Genomic DNA, 18,304 nt, shown 5'->3' with positions numbered 1-18,304 from the left:
AACAACTGAACCACCGTCCAAGAAAAACGCTCGGCTATGAAACACCGGGCAGTTTGTTCTTGGGGATATTTAAACCGTTAATTTCCGATGTTGCAGATGTTGCACTTGAAATGCGAATGTAAGGCCGTCTGAAAATATGTTTTTCAGACGGCCTACACTAAATTCAGTGCTTTAAACAATATTTAATTTGATGTAAAATAAATCTGTTAATTTACCTGTACCAAAGGAACTGCCATGCATGCCGTATTAGCCGACTACGCCGTCAGCGTGACCGAACTCAAACGTAATTTCAGCTCGATTGTGGAAGAATCCGAAGGTGTGGTGGCGGTGCTGAACCACAACCGCCCGGAGGCTTATCTGCTGTCGGCCAAATTTTATGAAGGTTTGATGGATTATCTGGAAGACTTGGAAGATGCGAAAATTGTGATGGAGCGTGCCAACGAAGTCGGTCGCGAGGTATCCATCGATGACTTATAAACTGATTATGCTTCCCTCTGCGGAAGCTGAATGGGACAAGCTCGACGGCAGTATCCGCCAGCAGTTCCGCAAAAAATTGAAGGAGCGGCTGGAAAACCCGCGCGTGCCCTCTGCCGCGCTGCACAATCTGCCCGACTGCTACAAAATCAAGCTGCGCAGCACCGGCTACCGCTTGGTGTATCAGGTGCGCGACAATATTGTGACGGTGACGGTCATCAGCGTGGGCAGGCGGGATAAGAATGCGGCGTATTTGGCGGCCGAAAAACGGGTTTAGCCGTACTTGCTTGCCGCAAGGCGGATTCCCACCTCAAGTGCCGGGTTGAAACCGTCCTAAACAAGCAGAATGCCGTCTGAAAAACAATGTTTTTCAGACGGCATTCTGCTTGGAAACGACGGGTGCATACCGCATATGTATGCCCCGTCCGTCCCTTACCCCGCCCTAAACGGTGTCAAATCCAATACCTCGTCATACATATCCGCCAACTCAGGCTGATGACTGACAATCACCACAGTGGTATCAGGAAGCCGCTCTTTCAATAATTGCAGCAAACGGCGGGCAGACTGCATGTCCAGCGCGGAGGTATTTTCGTCCAGATACAGGTAGTCGGGCTGAATCAGCAAGGCGCGGGCGATGGCGATGCGCTGCTGTTCGCCGGCGGAGAGGGTCTGCTCCCAGTTTTGCGCTTTGTGCAAATCATGCTGCCATTTTTCCAAACCGACGGCGGCGAGTAAGTCGCGGTACACGCTGTCGTCATGGATTTGGCTGTCGGGATAGCTGATGATTTCGGCCAGCGTTCCGCTGCCCAGATAGGTGCGCTGCGGCAAAAGCAGGCTGCGGCCTTGCGGCGCCTGCCAGCTGCCTTCGTAATCTGCCCACAAGCCGCCGATGGTGCGCAACAGGGTGGATTTGCCCAAACCGCTGCGTCCGGCCAGCTGCGTCCATTTGCGCGGGCTGATTCGGGCGCGCACATCGGTCAAAATGGCTTCGCCTGTCGGAGTGTAAATATTGAGGCCGTCTATGGTGAGGCCGTCTGAAAGCGGCGGGGTTTTGTCGTTGGCCTGCTCGGTGTGGATGTTGTGGCGGAACTGATACAAACGCTGCACGGTGGCGCTCCATTCGGGCAGGATGGTATAGGCAAACACAAACCAGCTTAACGAGTTGAACACGGCGCTAAAAGCGCTGCGAATCTGCATCAGGCCGCCGAGGGTGATGGCTTTGGCGATAAACAGCGGAATACTCACCAATACCGGCAGCATTAGCGAAAAGCGGTCGTAAGCGGTGGTAAAGAAACCGAGATTACGCTCGCGGTTCATCAGCAGGTGCCAGTTGCCGATAATTTCGTTAAACTCGCCGCGCAGGGTGGCGTGTTCGCGCGTTTCGCCGTGATAGAGGGCGATTTGCTCGGCGTTGTCGTTTTTGCGCACCAGCGAGGCGCGGAAATCGGCCTCGAATTTTTGTTGGCGGTAGTTTAAAACGTGCAATTTTTTACCGATAACTTGGGTGAAAATACTGCCGAACAGGGCATAGGCCACGGCGATCCACACCAAATAACCGGTAACGGTAATATTACTGCCCATAATGTTGAAGGTATGCGTACCCGACAGTTTCCACAAAATCGCCACAAACGAATACAGCTGCGCGAGGTTGGTTAAGAGCGAGATAAACAGCTCGATGGTGCGCGAGACAAAAATATTCACGTCTTCGGCGATACGCTGGTCGGGGTTGTCGGTGGTTTGTTTGAGCGCGATGCGGTAATAGGCGCGTTTATCCAGCCATTCGCCCAACAGCCGTTCGGTCAGGTGCGAGCGCCAGCGGATAATCAGGAGCTTGCGCAGCCAGGCGCGATATACCGCCGCCACCACGAAAATGGCGATATAAATCAAATATTCCTGCACCAATACATACAGCTTGCCGCCCTGCAAAGCCTCGAGCGTGTCGTAAAAGGTTTTGCTCCATTCATTAATGCGCACATTGATTTCGACCACGCCGAAACCGAGTGCCACCAATACAGCAAGAATCAGCCAAGACAGTAAATTATCTTTACGCCACCAGTAATCTTTAAGAAACCATTTGAACTGTTTGAGAATTTTAAACATTTTGTTTTTTAAAAGTAAGTGATAACAATAATCGAAAGGCATTATACCGTTGCAAATGTATGTAGTCTTTTGAAATTTTCGTTTGGGCAGTCTCCTGTTTTCAGACGGCCTGCCCTGTCCGCGCAAAAGGCCGTCTGAAAACGGGCAAAGCCGCAGATAATGCTATAATCGCTCATCTTTTCCAAGTGAACCCATTATGCAACACGACAACACCGAAACCATGCGCCTCTCCAAGCGCATGGCGCAACTCGGCCTTTGCTCCCGCCGCGAAGCCGACAGCTATATCGAGCAGGGCTGGATCAAGGTCAACGGCCAAACCGCCGTCCTCGGCCAAAAAGTCACCGAAGCCGACCGCATTGATTTAAACAAACAGGCGTACGAAAAACAGGCGGCGCGGGTGACGATACTGCTCAACAAACCCGTCGGCTACGTCAGCGCCCAAGCGGAAAAAGGCTACAAATCCGCCGCCGAGCTGATTACGCCCGAAAACCGTTGGGAAGGCGACGACAGCCGTATCGAATTCAGCGAAAAGCACAAATTCGGCCTAGCGCCCGCCGGCCGTTTGGATATTGACTCCGTCGGCCTGTTGGTACTCACGCAAGATGGGCGTATCGCCAAGCAGCTTATCGGCGAAAACAGCAGCAGCGAAAAAGAATATCTGGTGCGCGTGCGCGGCAAGCTCGACGACAAAGGTTTGGCGCTGCTCAACCACGGCTTGAGTTTGGACGGCGAAAAACTGCGTCCGGCCAAAGTGGAATGGCAAAACGAAGACCAGCTGCGCTTTGTATTGAAGCAAGGCAAAAAACGCCAAATCCGCCGCATGTGCGAGCTGGTCGGCCTGCGCGTGACCGGCCTCAAACGCATCCGCATGGGTAAGGTCAAGCTGGGCAAACTGCCGCCGGGCAAATGGCGCTATTTGAGAGCGAACGAATCGTTTTAACGACTGACTAATCCTCAAAGGCCGTCTGAAAATTTGGTGTTTTCAGACGGCCTTTAACATCTTTACAATATATTTTCTTTTCGATAGCTTAACATTTTGATAATGGTTATAATCCTTGTTTCAAAAAATAAAGAAAGAAAAAAATGTCCAACGATCCCGCCAGCATGTTCCGCCGCAACCTTGTGGCGACTGCTTTAATATGCGCGTTTTCCGTCGTTTATGCCGCCGACGAACCGGCAACCGAGCAAACCGATTTGGAGACGGTTAATGTTACCGCCAGCGCCGACGCCTCCAAAAGCGGTCTGATACCGGCCTTTAACGGCGGGCAGGTGGCCAATGGTGCGCGTGCCGGGATTTTGGGCAATAAAACCAATTTAGAAAATCCGTTTTCCACCACCGCTTATACCAATAAACTGATTCAGGACAAACAGGCCAAAAGTGTGGGCGACGTATTGCAAAACGACCCGACCGTGCGCATTGCGCGCGGTTACGGCAATTTCCAAGAATCCTATTTTATCCGGGGCTTTGCCAGCGAGTCCGACGACACCATGTACAACGGCTTATACGGCATTCTGCCGCGCCAATACATCGCCACCGAATTGTTTGAGCGTGTGGAAGTGCTGCGCGGCGCATCGGCGTTTATGAACGGCATGGCACCCGGCGGCAACAATATCGGCGGCACGGTATCTGTATTACCCAAGCGTGCGCCGAATGAAGAACTGACCCGCTTCACAGCCGGTTATGCCAATAAAAGCAGCGGCAATATAGCGGCGGATATTGCCCGCCGTTTCGGTGCGAATCAGGAATTCGGCGTGCGCTTTAATGCCGCCCACCGCAACGGTCATACCTCGGTGGATGATGAGAAAAACAAACTCAGCCTGTTGAGTTTGGGCTTGGATTGGCGCGGCGAGAAAGCCCGTCTGTCGGCGGATTTGGGCTGGCAGGACAACAAATTGAAAGAAACGCGCACAAATGTTACGCTCGGTTCGGCCGTTACCGCCGTCCCCGCCGCGCCCGATGCTTCGAGCAACTGGGCGCAGCCGTGGACATATTCCAACGAACGCGATGTATTCGGCACGCTGCGCGGCGAATACGACTTGAACGATAATCTGACTGCTTATGCCGCCTATGGTTTCCGCAAAGGCAAAGAGCAAAATTCGCTTGCCAATCTAACCTTAACCAACAGTAACGGCAACGGTACGCAATACCGTTTCGACAACAAGCGCGAAGATGTCATCCATACCGGCGAAGCCGGCTTGCGCGGACATTTTGCTACCGGCGCCTTGCAGCATGAATGGGTTTTGGCGGCCAACCAATACCAGTCCAAACGCAAAAATGCGTATGTGATGGACTACCGCAATACCCTCAGCACCAATCTTTACAATCCTGTTTATTACGCCGATGCCGCCTATTCGTCCTCCGCGCTTTACGGCAACGCTTCCGGCCCGGCCGTCACCAACCGCCTGCGTTTGCGCAGCGTGGCTTTGGGCGATACCGTCAGCGCGTTTGACAAGCGTTTGCAGCTTACGCTGGGGGCGCGTTGGCAGGAAATTCACAGCGAAAGTTTCGCCTACAATACGGGTAAGGAAACCGACTATAAGAAATCGCGTATCAGCCCGGCGGTGGGCGTGGCGTACCGCCTCACGCCGCAATGGTCGGTGTACGGCAACTATGTGGAAAGCCTGATGCAGGGGGCCACCGCCGCCGCTACTTCGGGCGGCACAGCGGTGAGCAATGCCTACGAGCAACTCAGTCCGTATGTATCCAAACAAAAAGAAATCGGTGCTAAATTCGAGGGCGGCGGTTTCGGTGCGGGTTTGGCTTTGTTCAGCACCGACAAGCCGCGTGCGCTGTATGTTTCAGACGGCAATCAGTTGCGTTTTACCTCCGAAGGCCGTGACCGTCATCGCGGGATTGAATTGACCGCTTACGGCGAAGCGGCACGCGGCGTGCGCGTATTGGGCGGTTTGACTTTCTTGGATACCGAGCAGCGCGAAACAGGCTCCAGCGCCACCGACGGCAAACGCACCATCGGTGTGCCTAAGTTTCAGGCCAATCTCGGCGTAGAATGGGAAGTGGCAAAAGTACAGGGGCTGGCGTTTGACGGACGCATGGTTTACACCGGCTCTTCCTATGCCAACGCCGCTAATACGCTCAAAGTCGGCGGCTGGACGAGATTTGATGTCGGCGCCCGTTACCGCACCAACATCAAAGGGCATGAAGCCACTTTCCGCGCCCGCGTGGACAATGTCGCCAACAAAAATTACTGGGCATCGGTAGGCGGCTATCCGGGCAGCGGTTATCTGAATGCCGGTGCGCCACGTACCTTCTCGCTGTCGGCAAGCGTGGAATTTTAAAATGCCCTGAATTATTCAGACCGTCTGAAAATATTTTGATTTTCAGACGGTCTTGCGCTTGAAAATCTGCCCGCTGCTTCATATATTGACATATCTAAATTTATAGATATAATCCAAATCATTCGTTCAACCCCATTGCCCCATCATGCCGATTACCGATGTTTTGAAAACCCTCTCCAACGACTACCGCTACCAAATCCTGCTGTGGCTGAAAAATCCTGCCCTGCATTTTGGCGAAGAGCGCTTGCGCTGCGAGGAAACCGGCTTTTGCGGCGGCATTTGCGTGGGGCTGATTACCGAAAAATCCGGCTTGGCGCAATCGGTGGTTTCCGGTTATCTGACCGGCCTGAAAAACGCCGGTTTGGTGGAAAGCAAGCGTATCGGCAAATGGACGTATTACCGCTACCATGCCGAGGGCGTAGCCGGTTTTTTAAACCGTTTGCAGGAAGATTTAAGCTAGGGTCTGTTGAAACCTACGCCGGACGCCCGGATTTTTACCAACCTGTTCCCATGTAATCCATCTAAATTTTTAGATATATAAATTTAAAAGCAACCTGACTTCACCATAAGGAATCATCATGACCGACCTCTCCATACTCAACCTCGTTCCGCTGCGCCAAGGCGAGACTTTTAGCCAAGCCGTTGATAATTTGGTTGAATTGGCGCAGTTTGCCGAGCAAAAAGGCTATACCCGCTACTGGATTGCCGAACACCACAATATGCCCTACCTCGCCAGCTCCGCCACCAGCCTGCTGATTCAGCGCGTGTTGGATAATACCCAATCCATCCGCGTCGGCTCCGGCGGCGTGATGTTGCCCAACCATTCGCCCTTTATCGTGGCCGAACAATACGGTACGCTCGCCGCACTGTATCCGCACCGCGTCGATTTGGGCTTGGGGCGTGCACCGGGTACCGACCAAGCCACCGCCCGCGCCATCCGTCGCCACCGCGATGATTTTGTGCGCAGTTTTCCGCAGGATATTGCCGAAATCCAATATTATTTTAGCCCTTTGAGTGCCGATGAAGAAGGTCAGGGTTTCAGCTTCGGGCCGGTCAAATTAGACGTACCGAAAAGCGCTAATGTACGCGCCTACCCCGGCCCTGGCTTGGATGTGCCGCTGTATATTTTGGGTTCGAGCACCGAAAGCGCGTATCTGGCCGCTGAATTGGGTCTGCCTTACGCCTTTGCCTCGCATTTCGCGCCGCGTATGCTGACTGAAGCGGTCGAAATCTACCGCCGCGAGTTCAGGCCGTCAGAACAACTGGACAAACCGAAAGTTATCATCGGCGTAAATGCGGTTTTGGCCGACAGCGACGAAGAAGCGCAGTTCCTCAGCAATACCTGTCTGCAATTTTTCCTGAATGTGGTCACCGGCAGCCGCAGCGGTATGCAGCCGCCACATGCCGATGTTGCGCAGCATGTGCCGCCGCATATTTTGAATATGGCCGAATCCATGATGTCGTGCAGCCTGATCGGTTCGCCCGACACCGCCAAAGCGCAACTGGAACGCTTGCAGGCGCAGGTGCAGGCCGATGAATTGATGGCAGTCAGCTATATTTACGACAAGGCCGCGCAAATGCGTTCATATGAATTATTGGTTGATATAGTTAAAGGCTGATTTTTATATCTGTTTTATCGCAAAATGCCGTCTGAAAACCCGATTGTTTTCGGACGGCATTTTAATGTTTACCTAAACCGTTTAGTGCGCTTGACCGCAAGTGCAGCCTTTTTTCATATCAATTACCATACGGCCGGTAATTTTACCTTCACGCATTTCTTGGAAGATGGCAGGCGCTTCATCCAGCGCACGCAGTTGTACCAACGGCACCACCAAACCTTCGGCGCCGAATTGGAACGCTTCGGCCAAATCTTGGCGTGTACCAACCAAAGAGCCGACCACTTCGATACCGTCCAACACCAAGCGCGGAATAGACAAATCCATAGATTCCGGCGGCAAACCAATCGCCACCACACGGCCGCCCGCACGAACGCAGTTCACAGCAGAATTAAACGCATCTTTAGACACAGCGGTCACGATGGCAGCATGCGCACCGCCGGTTTTTTCTTGAATCACTTTCGCCGCATCTTCTTTAGCGGAGTTAATCACGATATCCGCGCCGACTTCTTTGGCAAACGCTAGTTTGTCTTCGTTAATGTCGATGGCAATCACGTGTGCGCCAAATACTTTTTTCGCATACTGCACGCCCAAGTTACCCAAGCCGCCTGCGCCGTACACCGCAATCCATTGACCCGGACGCACACCGGATACTTTCACGCCTTTGTAAGTGGTCACACCCGCGCAGGTAATGCTGGAAGCCTGCGCCGGATCCAAACCATCGGGCACTTTTACCGCATAATCGGCGGTCACGATACAATGGGTAGCCATACCGCCGTCGGCAGTATAGCCTGCGTTCAACACGCTGCGGCACAAGGTTTCACGGCCACTGTTGCAATATTCGCAAGAACCGCAGCTTTCAAACAGCCATGCAATACTGACGCGGTCGCCCACTTTCAGGCTTTTCACGCCGTCGGCGATTTGGGTCACTTTACCGATACCCTCGTGACCCAACACGCGACCCGGTTTTTGACCGTAGTCGCCGGCGGCCACGTGCAAATCGGTATGGCACACGCCGCAATATTCGACTTCAACTAAGGCTTCTCCGTATTCCAGCGGGCGCACATCGCGCTCAACCACCTCTACATCACCTTCTACATCCTGATTCACCACTACGGCATACATTTTCATGTCATCATTCCTTTGCTTTGGTTATTTTAAAGGGGGTACAATCGGTAAAACGGCCAAACAGCTTGCATCAACAGGCTTCTACCACCGATGTTCTGCGCAGAATACGCCTGCCCGTTTGAGCTTGTCAATACCTATCTTTTTGAAATTGAATGGTATTTTATGTTATACCATAACAAATCATTAACATGAAAATTTACTACAAAAAATAGTTGATAAAAGCAACCTAAATTTCAAAATTATTAAAATGTTCTTAAAATCCTTAAATACTCAAATATCTATTATTTTTTATAAAATTACATATAAAAAACAAACCATATTTTTTACGGATAATCCTTGAACAATAAGAAAAAAAATAATATGCTAATCCGCACGTCCGACGAGTGCCGCTTTTTCCCCGCCGGATTCCACAACCTGAACAACACCTCAAAAGGAGAGCAGTATTATGGCAAAAGATTTAAATGTGTTCGACAAAGAATACGGCTTGCTGATTAACGGCGAATGGACCAAAGGCACCGAAGGCAAGCTGCTGTCTTCCTGCAATCCGGCCAACGGCGCAGAACTGGCCAAATTTACCGACGCCAGCGATGCCGATGTAGATGCCGCCGTCGCCGCCGCGCAGGAAGCGTTCAAAACCTGGAAAAAAACCACCGTTACCGAGCGCGCCGCCATTTTGAATAAAATCGCCGACGTTATCGACGCCAATACCGAATTGTTTGCCCTGCAAGAAACTCTCGACAACGGCAAACCCATCCGCGAAACCCGCGCCGCCGACATCCCGCTGGCCGCCGACCACTTCCGCTACTTTGCCGGCGTGATTCGCGGCGAAGAAGGCACCGCCACCCAGTTGGATGAAGAAGATTTATCCCTGATTTTGCGCGAACCCATCGGCGTAGTCGGCCAAATCATTCCGTGGAACTTCCCCTTCCTGATGGCCGCTTGGAAAATCGCCCCTGCTTTGGCCACAGGTTGTACCGTGGTCATCCACCCTTCTTCCAGCACTTCATTGAGCCTGCTGTCGTTTGCCCAAAAAATCAACCATCTGCTGCCTAAAGGCGTACTCAACGTCATCACCGGCCGCGGCTCCAAATCCGGCGAATACATGCTGCACCATAAAGGCTTCAACAAACTGGCCTTTACCGGCTCGACAGAAGTCGGCCGCCATGTCGGTATCGCCGCCGCCGAAATGCTGATTCCCGCCACTCTGGAACTCGGCGGCAAATCGGCCAACATCTTCTTTGACGACATGCCGTTTGACAAAGCCCTCGAAGGTGCGCAAAAAGGCATTCTGTTTAACCAAGGCCAAGTATGCTGCGCCGGTTCGCGTATTTTTGTGCAAGAAGGCATTTACGACAAATTCGTCAACGCATTGGCTGAAGAGTTCAAAAAAGTCAAAGTCGGCCTGCCTTGGGAAGACGACACCCAAATGGGTTCGCAAGTCAATGCCGGCCAACTGGACACCATTTTGAAATACGTCAAAATCGGTGAAGAAGAAGGCTGCCGCATTATTACCGGCGGCAAAAAAATCGAAGGCGACTTGGCTTCCGGCGAATTTGTCGAACCGACCCTGATTGAAGCCGCCAGCAACGATGCCCGTATCGCCCAAGAAGAAATCTTCGGCCCGGTAGCAACCGTTATCAAATTCAAAACCGAAGAAGACGTCATCCGCATGGCCAACGATTCCGAATACGGCTTGGGCGGCGGCGTATGGAGCACAGACATCAACCGCTGCCTGCGCGTTTCCCGCGCCCTCGAAACCGGCCGCGTTTGGGTCAACTGCTACAACCGCCTACCGGCACATGCCCCGTTTGGCGGCTACAAAACCTCCGGTATCGGTCGCGAAACCCACAAAATGATGTTGTCTGCCTACACCCAAGTGAAAAACATCTACATCAGCACCCGCGAAGAACGCGAAGGTATGTATTGATGTCATAACAAGTAGATAAAACGCCAAGGCCGTCTGAAAATTATAATTTTCAGACGGCCTTTCTGAGTTTTCGCTTTTTATGTATCAATCATTAAAACAGCATAAGACGCAGATAGGAGGAAAACCAAGACAATCGGCAAAACACCAGCCCCAAAGGTTTTGCGGGCGTTTTGTTGGTGCTTTTCGCCATCATTTTGCAACGAACCAACAAAAGCACCAACAAAAAGATGTTGATTCGGGTGTATCCCCATGAAGGCGGATAGACGAAAAATTAAAAGCAAAGCAAAATATGAAACGGCTGAAAGCCTTTACTGATATAGGTTTTGTAGATTCCCGTAGATTCGTATAGACGTAAAAAAAGCAGCAATAAAGCTGCTTAATTTTTCAGTTTGGTGCGGATGGAGAGACTCGAACTCTCACACCTTACGGCGCCAGAACCTAAATCTGGTGCGTCTACCAATTTCGCCACATCCGCATAAGAAAGCGGATTATACAGGGAATCTGCCAGAGTGCAAAGGCGGATTCTTGAAATACGCCCGTTATTCCCCATATAATGGCCGCACACATTAAAAATCCGGCCGTTTGAACCGTTCAGACGGCCTTCATATTTGGAAAGGATGGGCAGATGCCTGTTGCTTTGATTAAAGATTATCTGCAAACCCAAGGGCTGAAGCTACCGGCCGATGATGTGCGCGTGGCGTATGTCGCGGCGCAGGCGGTGATGAACATGGGGCAGGCTGCGGTGGAACAGGAAGTGTTGTGGTACGACCACGACGGCGTTAAATTGGCCGAACATATCAGTCAAAATCCGCAAAACGAAGCTTTATTGAAACAGATTTTCATGGCTTTGGATTCCACTTACAGCCGCGCCAAAGGCGTAAAAAGCGCGGTGGTGTATGCGCACATGCCGTCCCACGGAGAGACTAAAAACACTGAAAACCTAATGCCGCAGCTGGTGCGACTGACCCATCAGGGCGAGGTAATCGAGCCTAAATTGGCAGTCGATGACGACAACAGCCGGATTTTCTTAGCCTGCCGCACGGCGCAAAGCGGTTGGATGAACATTGCCAACGATATTCCCTACTGGTTGTCGCTGGGTGAAATCCACGGCGAGCGTAATGAAGGCGGTAAAAGCCAAATCTCCGCTCCCATCTGCATGGAAAACGGCACGGTCTTAGGCGTGGTACATATTGAGTTTGCCGAACCGAATCAGGCCGATGAAGCGGCGCAAGCCGAGTGGGTAGCTTTGGCGTTGGCTTTGGCCGAACCTCTGCAAACCTTGCTGGGCATCCCTAATCCTGAGGACGAACCGCATGAATAAATTAAAATTTATCGCTTCCTGCCGCCTGCCGACCGAATGGGGCGTGTTTACCATGCATGGTTTTGAAGAAGAGAGCGGACAAGAACATGTCGCACTGGTGATGGGCGAAGTTTCAGACGGCCTGCCGGTTTTGTCACGCGTACATTCCGAGTGTCTGACCGGCGATGCGTTGTTTTCGCAAAAATGCGATTGTGGCTCGCAGTTGAAAGCGGCCATGCAAGCGGTTCAAGCCGAAGGGCGCGGCGTGATTGTCTATCTGCGCCAAGAGGGGCGCGGTATCGGCCTGATTAACAAAATCCGTGCCTATCATTTGCAGGATCAGGGTTTGGATACTGTCGAGGCCAATCTGCAACTGGGTTTGCCGGTCGATGCGCGCGATTTCACGCTGGCGCAGCAAATCTACGAATACTTGGGCGTTCATGCCGTCAAACTGCTGACCAACAATCCGGCAAAAGTCGAGACTTTGCAAGCCGCCGGGATTAATGTGGTGCAACGGATTGCGCTGCAAGTGGGCGAGAATGCGGAAAACGAGCGTTATCTGCACACCAAAGCAGACAAAATGGGGCATATGCTGTTTGAAGATTAAAGGCAAACCCACTATTTGTTTTTCAGACGGCCTGCCTTTTACCGACAGGCCGTCTGAAATTATTTTTATGATATTTCAAAATGATAAACCCGCATATGCAAAAATGACTTGCATACAGCGCCGTTCTTTGGTTTAATTTCGACTTCTCAGGGTGATTAGCTCAGTTGGTAGAGCGTCTGCCTTACAAGCAGAATGTCGGCGGTTCGACTCCGTCATCACCCACCAAGTTTCCTTTTATTGTTTGGTTGAACAGCATTGCGCGGTGGTAGCTCAGTTGGTTAGAGTACCGGCCTGTCACGCCGGGGGTCGCGGGTTCGAGCCCCGTCCGCCGCGCCACTTCTTAAAAGCACCGGATTTCCGGTGCTTTTTTTCGTCTGTCCGCCCCCGCTCCTTTACGCCCAAAGAATCTTTGCCGCCGTACCCTACCCGCCGACCCATTTATTGTGATAACCTTAGCCGATAACAATAACCGCCGCAGGCAGCCTAATGAACACCACATTCATCTTACCCGATACCCGCCCCTATCCCGAAACGCCGGTCAAAAACACCCTGCTGCTCAACGCCTCCAGCTTGGCGCACAGCACCTCCCCTGCCCAGCGCAAACTGGCTGCCGAATCGCTGCAAACCGAGATTCGCGGCATGTTGCAGCAAAACCATTACCTCGGCTTGTCGGTCGCCATGAGCATGGCGGCGGACGCCGACAGCTACCGCGTTCTGCTAAACCATCTCGACAGCGTATTATCGGCGGAAAACGATGATGAAGTACAATGGTTTGCCATGCCGCTGGTATTGGTAGCCGGTTGTAATCAGGCGCAGAATCTGCCGCTACCCGTACCAGCCGCCGCATTATCGGCCTGCTTGGAACAGCACCCACATTTGCGCCCCTTGAATCGGGCAACATGGCTGCCGTTTTTGCTGCCTTCCACCACCGTCAGCAGCATTAAAGCAGGCGAGTGGTTTCAAGCCAAACAAAACGCTCAGGCTGCGGCCGATTTTGCCGCGCAGTTTACGCCGTCTGAATTAAACCTGCCCGACGGCCAATCCGTGCATGTCGTATTCGCGCTCGGTTATGGAAACGCCGAAATCCGCACGGCGCTCAATCAAAACCTGCAAAAAGCCGGTTTGCCGCTGATGCAGGTGTGGCAGGAAGCGCTGTCTGCTGCGGGCGTTACCTTATTTGTCAACCCGCTCTCCCCTGCCACACCACTACACGCGCTGACCGAAGGCAGCCACACCCGCCAGCGCATGGCGATGGACGTTTTCTCCACCAACGCCATCCGCGCCATCCGCCTGCAAAGTCCGCGCGTGGGCGTGGTGGCCGCCGCGCAACAGGGCGGCAAAATCCTGTTCGGTTTCAACGCCACCGACAGCGCGTTTGAACTCGCACCGCAGATTTTTACTTGGACTTTCTCCCCTACCGACCACGTCGGCACGGTGCAGCAGAATTTCTTGGATTTGATGGCCGAATGCCGCGTCGAACATATTTACCTGCTACGCGACGTCCTGCCCGAAAACGCCGAGCTGCCAACTTATGCGCAAGCCTTGAAATCAGACGGCCTCAATCCGTTTTTCAGCCCTCTTGAAGAAAGATAAGCCCATGAAAACCTACCATGTTTTGTTTGTCTGCCTCGGCAACATCTGCCGCTCGCCGATGGCGGAATTCGTGTTGCGCCACCGCGCCAACCAAGCCGGCGTCGGCGACCGCATCCAAGTCGCCAGCTCAGGCACATCCGGCTGGCACGACGGCGAAAACATGCACCAAGGCACACGCAAAGTCTTATCCGCACACTGTATCCGCCCGCTCGGGTTTACCAGCAGCAAGGTCAAAAAAACCGACATCGACGACTATGACTTCATTATTGCGATGGATGATAACAACCTGAAAGATTTAGAAAAACTATTCGGCAAACACCCCGACAAAATCTTCAAGCTGACCGATTTGATTCCCGAGAGCGGTTACAAGCATGTTCCCGATCCGTGGTACACCGGCGATTTTGAAGAAACCTACCGCTTGGTCAATGCCGGCAGCGCCGCCTTATTGAAAAAGCTAGAATTGGTTTAAACGGCAACAGGCCGTCTGAAAAATCTTCTGATTTTCAGACGGCCTGCTTTGGCATACCCGCAATAAGCAACACCCTATTACAGCGTCTTTACAACACTCTGTTATAATCCTCAAGAATATCCAAACCCAACCATCTGAATTTGATATTATGTCCACTCTGGAAAAACCCTGGCTGCAAAGCTACGACGCGGGCGTTACCCACGAAATCGACCTGACCCGCTACCAATCCATCAACGACGTTTTCGCCCAAAGCGTACAGAAATTCGCCGACAAGCCCGCGTTTGAAAACATGGGCAAAGAGCTGACCTACGCCGAAACCGCCAAGCTCGCCACCGATTTTGCCTCCTACCTGCAAAACATCTTAAAACTGCCGCGCGGCGAGTGCATTGCCATCATGCTGCCCAACGTGTTGCAATACCCCATTGCCCTTTTCGGCATACTGCAAGCCGGTATGGTTGCGGTCAACACCAACCCGCTCTACACCCCCCGCGAGCTGGAACACCAGCTTAAAGACAGCGGAGCAACCACCATCATCGTCTTGGAAAACTTCGCCAACACGCTGGAAATGGTGCTCCCGCGCACCGACATCAAACACGTCATCACCGCCTCCATCGGCGAAATGTTCGGCGCAGTCAAAGGCCGCCTGACGGACTTTGTCATCCGCAAAGTCAAAAAAATGGTACCCGAATACCGCATTGCCGATACTGTTACCTTTCAGACAGCCTTGAAACAAGGCGCAGCGCACCGCTTCAACCCCGTCGCCCTCAGCCGCGACGACACCGCCCTCCTGCAATACACCGGCGGCACCACCGGCGTGGCCAAAGGCGCCGTGTTAAGCCACGGCAACATCTGCGCCAACATGATGCAAGGCGAAGAATGGATTAAAAACCTGCTCAAACCCGGCGAAGAAACCGTGGTCGCCGCCCTGCCGCTCTACCATATTTTCGCGCTCACCATCAACGTCATGATTTTCACCAGCATAGGTTCCAAGCTGCTGCTGATTACCAACCCGCGCGACATGAAAGGCTTTGTGAACAAGCTGAAAAAAGAAAAAATCAGCATTTTCGCCGGCGTCAACACCCTGTTTAACGCCCTTGCCAACCGCCCCGATTTCGCCCAAGTCGATTTCTCCCATTTGAAACTCACCCTCGGCGGCGGCATGGCCACGCAAAAAGCCGTGGCCGAACGCTGGAAAGCCATTACCGGCACATCCATCATCGAAGCCTACGGCCTCACCGAAGCCAGCCCCGGCGTCTGCTGCAACCCCTTATCTACCGACACATACAGCCGGGGCATCGGCCTGCCCGTCCCCTCCACCGAAGTCGAGCTGCGCGATGCCGACGGAAAAGAAGTCGCGCAGGGCGAAGCCGGCGAAATGTGGGTACGCGGCCCGCAAGTGATGAAAGGCTACTGGAACCGCCCCGAAGACACCGCCAAAGCCATCGACAAAAACGACTGGCTGGAAACCGGCGACATCGCCGTGATGGACGCGCAAGGCTTCTTCAAACTGGTTGACCGCAAAAAAGACCTGATCGTCGTCTCCGGCTTCAACGTCTATCCCAACGAAATCGAAGAAGTCATCGCCCACAACGACAAAGTGCTGGAAGTCGCCTGTATCGGCGTACCCAACGAAAAAACCGGCGAAGCGCTCAAAGTCTTCGTCGTCAAAAAAGACCCGTCGCTGACCGCCGAAGAGCTCACCGCCTTCTGCCGCACCGAGCTGACCGGCTACAAAGTGCCCAAAGACATCGAATTCCGCGACGAGTTGCCCAAATCCAACGTCGGCAAAATCCTGCGTCGCGAATTGCGCAACGAGGTCAAAAGCAAATAGCTTAGACACACAAAGGCCGTCTGAAAAACAAGCATTTTTCAGACGGCCTTTTCATTTCACTGGGGCTGTTGGCATTTCATCCGCGAAACAAATTTTCGAGTAAAAAAGCACGGATGCAAGGCGCAACGCGCAGCAAGGTTGGACACCTTGCGATCAGTTGCAACGCAGCAGGCGCGTTTTTTACCGAAGAAATGTCGCGTGATGAGATGTCAACAGCGCCCCCGATTGCCGTTTGCCAGCCCAGCCGCTTCAAGGTAAAATCACGTATTCCAACATGGGTAGCACATCATGACTAAATTTATTTTCGTAACCGGCGGCGTCGTATCTTCATTGGGTAAAGGTATCGCCGCCGCTTCTATTGCCACCATACTCGAATCGCGCGGCCTGAATGTGACCATGCTCAAGCTCGATCCGTATATCAACGTCGATCCGGGTACCATGAGCCCGTTCCAACACGGCGAGGTGTTCGTTACCGACGACGGCGCGGAAACCGATTTGGATTTGGGTCACTACGAGCGCTTTATCCACGCCACCATGAACCGCCGCAACAGCTTCTCCGCCGGTCAAGTGTATGAAAACGTAATTGCCAAAGAGCGTCGCGGCGATTATTTGGGCGGCACGGTGCAGGTGATTCCGCATATTACCGACGAAATCAAACGCCGCATTCACGAAGGCGCGGCAGGTTTCGATGTGGCGATTGTAGAAATCGGCGGCACCATCGGCGACATCGAATCGCTGCCGTTTTTGGAAGCCATCCGCCAAATGCGCAGCCAGCTGGGTCGCAGCAATACTTTGTTTGCCCATTTGAGCTATGTACCCTATATCGCTGCGGCAGGCGAAATCAAAACCAAGCCGACCCAGCATTCCGTGAAAGAAATGCGCAGTATCGGTATCCAGCCGGACATTTTAATCTGCCGCATGGATCGCATTCTGCCGGAAGACGAGCGCCGCAAAATCGCCCTTTTCTGTAACGTGGAAGAGCGCGCCGTGGTCGGCAGCTACGATGCCGACAGCATTTACGAAATTCCCGAAATGCTGCACAACCAAGGTATCGACAGCATTATTACCGAGCAGTTGCAGTTGAACGTGCAGCAAGCCGATTTGACCGAATGGAAAAAAATCGTTTACGCGATTAAAAATCCGAAACATACTGCCAAAATCGCTATGGTCGGCAAATATGTCGATCTGACCGAGTCTTACAAATCGCTGACCGAGGCGCTGAAACACGCCGGTATCCACACCGAAACCGATGTGCAGATTACCTATATCGACAGCGAATCGCTGGAAACCGAAGGTACCGACAAGCTGAAAGGTTTTGACGCGATCTTGGTGCCGGGCGGCTTCGGCGTGCGCGGCGTGGAAGGCAAAATCGCCGCCGTGCGCTATGCGCGCGAAAACAATGTTCCATATCTGGGTATCTGCCTGGGCATGCAAATCGCGCTGATTGAATACGCCCGCGACGTGGCCGGTATGGAAGGCGCAACTTCTACCGAGTTTGACCTGAAAACCAAATATCCGGTCATCGCCCTGATTGACGAATGGCAAACCGCCGACGGCAGCGTGGAAACCCGCGACGCCAACGCCGATTTGGGCGGCACCATGCGTCTGGGTGCGCAAGATGTCGAGCTCAAACCGGGCAGCCTCGCCGCCAAAATCTACGGCAGCGAACACATCCGCGAGCGCCACCGCCACCGCTACGAGGTCAACAACAACTTCCTGCCGCAGCTGGAAGCAGCCGGTTTGGTCATCGGCGGCGTATCTGCCGGTCGCGAGCGTTTGGTAGAAACCATCGAGCTGCCGAACCACCCGTGGTTTTTCGCCTGCCAGTTCCATCCGGAATTTACCTCCAACCCGCGCAAAGGCCATCCGCTGTTTACTGCCTTTGTCAAAGCCGCGTTGAGCAATAAAAAAGCCTAAACGCTGTTAAGCAAAACGCCTTCTTAAAGAAGGCGTTTTTCATTT

The 18,304-nt window shown here is 52.9% G+C and carries 15 protein-coding genes and 3 tRNA genes; 15 read left to right on the top strand and 3 right to left on the bottom strand.

Annotation, left to right across the window (positions count from 1 at the left end):
- Nucleotides 1–234: 234 nt before the first annotated feature.
- Entirely contained in the window at nucleotides 235–477 is a 243-nt protein-coding gene (locus J2T37_RS06630; protein WP_253354726.1) for a type II toxin-antitoxin system Phd/YefM family antitoxin, read from the top strand.
- Nucleotides 467–751: a type II toxin-antitoxin system RelE family toxin gene (locus tag J2T37_RS06625; RefSeq protein ID WP_253354724.1), complete on the top strand. Its 285-nt coding sequence runs from the start codon at nucleotides 467–469 to the stop codon at nucleotides 749–751. Before J2T37_RS06630 ends, J2T37_RS06625 begins: the two co-directional genes overlap by 11 nt.
- A 155-nt stretch (nucleotides 752–906) precedes the next feature.
- Here J2T37_RS06625 and J2T37_RS06620 read toward each other — a convergent pair whose 3' ends face one another.
- Nucleotides 907–2,574, bottom strand: a complete 1,668-nt coding sequence (locus J2T37_RS06620) for an ABC transporter ATP-binding protein/permease (protein ID WP_253354722.1) — start codon at nucleotides 2,572–2,574, stop codon at nucleotides 907–909.
- A gap of 196 nt (nucleotides 2,575–2,770) precedes the next feature.
- On the opposite strand from J2T37_RS06620, the gene J2T37_RS06615 reads away from it, so the two are divergent.
- The 4 genes from J2T37_RS06615 (at nucleotide 2,771) to J2T37_RS06600 (ending at nucleotide 7,490) form a co-directional block, all read left to right on the top strand.
- Nucleotides 2,771–3,514 (top strand): pseudouridine synthase, encoded by a 744-nt coding sequence (locus J2T37_RS06615; protein WP_253354720.1) that lies wholly within the window; start codon nucleotides 2,771–2,773, stop codon nucleotides 3,512–3,514.
- 143 nt (nucleotides 3,515–3,657) lie between these two features.
- Nucleotides 3,658–5,871: a TonB-dependent receptor gene (locus J2T37_RS06610; RefSeq protein ID WP_253354718.1), complete on the top strand. Its 2,214-nt coding sequence runs from the start codon at nucleotides 3,658–3,660 to the stop codon at nucleotides 5,869–5,871.
- A gap of 145 nt (nucleotides 5,872–6,016) precedes the next feature.
- Nucleotides 6,017–6,331 (top strand): ArsR/SmtB family transcription factor, encoded by a 315-nt coding sequence (locus J2T37_RS06605; protein ID WP_253354716.1) that lies wholly within the window; start codon nucleotides 6,017–6,019, stop codon nucleotides 6,329–6,331.
- A 118-nt stretch (nucleotides 6,332–6,449) separates the two neighbouring features.
- Nucleotides 6,450–7,490: an LLM class flavin-dependent oxidoreductase gene (locus J2T37_RS06600; RefSeq protein WP_253354714.1), complete on the top strand. Its 1,041-nt coding sequence runs from the start codon at nucleotides 6,450–6,452 to the stop codon at nucleotides 7,488–7,490.
- An 81-nt stretch (nucleotides 7,491–7,571) separates the two neighbouring features.
- Here the strand turns inward: J2T37_RS06600 and adhP are convergent, their stop codons facing one another.
- Nucleotides 7,572–8,618, bottom strand: a complete 1,047-nt coding sequence (gene adhP / locus J2T37_RS06595) for an alcohol dehydrogenase AdhP (RefSeq protein ID WP_253354712.1) — start codon at nucleotides 8,616–8,618, stop codon at nucleotides 7,572–7,574.
- A gap of 442 nt (nucleotides 8,619–9,060) precedes the next feature.
- Here adhP and J2T37_RS06590 point away from each other — a divergent pair, with 442 nt between their 5' ends.
- Nucleotides 9,061–10,542: an aldehyde dehydrogenase family protein gene (locus tag J2T37_RS06590; protein ID WP_253354710.1), complete on the top strand. Its 1,482-nt coding sequence runs from the start codon at nucleotides 9,061–9,063 to the stop codon at nucleotides 10,540–10,542.
- A gap of 390 nt (nucleotides 10,543–10,932) precedes the next feature.
- Here the strand turns inward: J2T37_RS06590 and J2T37_RS06585 are convergent.
- Nucleotides 10,933–11,017: transfer RNA gene (locus tag J2T37_RS06585), tRNA-Leu, on the bottom strand.
- A 150-nt stretch (nucleotides 11,018–11,167) separates the two neighbouring features.
- On the opposite strand from J2T37_RS06585, the gene J2T37_RS06580 reads away from it, so the two are divergent.
- The 8 genes from J2T37_RS06580 (at nucleotide 11,168) to J2T37_RS06545 (ending at nucleotide 18,259) form a co-directional block, all read left to right on the top strand.
- A complete protein-coding gene (locus J2T37_RS06580) occupies nucleotides 11,168–11,863 on the top strand; it encodes a hypothetical protein (protein ID WP_253354708.1) in 696 nt (231 codons plus the stop codon).
- Nucleotides 11,856–12,449 carry a GTP cyclohydrolase II gene (ribA, locus tag J2T37_RS06575; RefSeq protein WP_253354706.1) on the top strand — a complete coding sequence of 198 codons (594 nt, stop codon included), beginning with the start codon at nucleotides 11,856–11,858 and terminating at the stop codon, nucleotides 12,447–12,449. Before J2T37_RS06580 ends, ribA begins: the two co-directional genes overlap by 8 nt.
- Before the next feature lie 149 nt (nucleotides 12,450–12,598).
- Nucleotides 12,599–12,674: transfer RNA gene (locus J2T37_RS06570), tRNA-Val, on the top strand.
- A 34-nt stretch (nucleotides 12,675–12,708) separates the two neighbouring features.
- Nucleotides 12,709–12,785, top strand: a tRNA-Asp gene (locus tag J2T37_RS06565).
- A gap of 150 nt (nucleotides 12,786–12,935) precedes the next feature.
- Complete coding sequence (locus tag J2T37_RS06560; RefSeq protein WP_253354704.1) at nucleotides 12,936–14,042, top strand: conjugal transfer protein; 1,107 nt, start codon at nucleotides 12,936–12,938, stop codon at nucleotides 14,040–14,042.
- Nucleotides 14,043–14,046: 4 nt separating this feature from the next.
- Complete coding sequence (locus tag J2T37_RS06555; RefSeq protein WP_253354702.1) at nucleotides 14,047–14,511, top strand: low molecular weight protein-tyrosine-phosphatase; 465 nt, start codon at nucleotides 14,047–14,049, stop codon at nucleotides 14,509–14,511.
- A 157-nt stretch (nucleotides 14,512–14,668) separates the two neighbouring features.
- Nucleotides 14,669–16,342 carry an AMP-binding protein gene (locus J2T37_RS06550; protein WP_253354732.1) on the top strand — a complete coding sequence of 558 codons (1,674 nt, stop codon included), beginning with the start codon at nucleotides 14,669–14,671 and terminating at the stop codon, nucleotides 16,340–16,342.
- 288 nt (nucleotides 16,343–16,630) lie between these two features.
- Complete coding sequence (locus J2T37_RS06545; protein ID WP_253354701.1) at nucleotides 16,631–18,259, top strand: CTP synthase; 1,629 nt, start codon at nucleotides 16,631–16,633, stop codon at nucleotides 18,257–18,259.
- Nucleotides 18,260–18,304 lie beyond the last annotated feature (45 nt).

This window comes from Neisseria perflava, from assembly GCF_024170405.1.
GTDB lineage: Bacteria > Pseudomonadota > Gammaproteobacteria > Burkholderiales > Neisseriaceae > Neisseria > Neisseria perflava_B.
This window is presented reverse-complemented; position numbering and strand designations above follow the sequence as displayed.

Coding starts and splice junctions, on each gene's coding strand:
- J2T37_RS06630 (WP_253354726.1), top strand. CDS start 235: ATGCATGCCGTATTAGCCGACTACGCCGTCAGCGTGACCGAACTCAAA.
- J2T37_RS06625 (WP_253354724.1), top strand. CDS start 467: ATGACTTATAAACTGATTATGCTTCCCTCTGCGGAAGCTGAATGGGAC.
- J2T37_RS06620 (WP_253354722.1), bottom strand. CDS start 2,574: ATGTTTAAAATTCTCAAACAGTTCAAATGGTTTCTTAAAGATTACTGG.
- J2T37_RS06615 (WP_253354720.1), top strand. CDS start 2,771: ATGCAACACGACAACACCGAAACCATGCGCCTCTCCAAGCGCATGGCG.
- J2T37_RS06610 (WP_253354718.1), top strand. CDS start 3,658: ATGTCCAACGATCCCGCCAGCATGTTCCGCCGCAACCTTGTGGCGACT.
- J2T37_RS06605 (WP_253354716.1), top strand. CDS start 6,017: ATGCCGATTACCGATGTTTTGAAAACCCTCTCCAACGACTACCGCTAC.
- J2T37_RS06600 (WP_253354714.1), top strand. CDS start 6,450: ATGACCGACCTCTCCATACTCAACCTCGTTCCGCTGCGCCAAGGCGAG.
- adhP (WP_253354712.1), bottom strand. CDS start 8,618: ATGAAAATGTATGCCGTAGTGGTGAATCAGGATGTAGAAGGTGATGTA.
- J2T37_RS06590 (WP_253354710.1), top strand. CDS start 9,061: ATGGCAAAAGATTTAAATGTGTTCGACAAAGAATACGGCTTGCTGATT.
- J2T37_RS06580 (WP_253354708.1), top strand. CDS start 11,168: ATGCCTGTTGCTTTGATTAAAGATTATCTGCAAACCCAAGGGCTGAAG.
- ribA (WP_253354706.1), top strand. CDS start 11,856: ATGAATAAATTAAAATTTATCGCTTCCTGCCGCCTGCCGACCGAATGG.
- J2T37_RS06560 (WP_253354704.1), top strand. CDS start 12,936: ATGAACACCACATTCATCTTACCCGATACCCGCCCCTATCCCGAAACG.
- J2T37_RS06555 (WP_253354702.1), top strand. CDS start 14,047: ATGAAAACCTACCATGTTTTGTTTGTCTGCCTCGGCAACATCTGCCGC.
- J2T37_RS06545 (WP_253354701.1), top strand. CDS start 16,631: ATGACTAAATTTATTTTCGTAACCGGCGGCGTCGTATCTTCATTGGGT.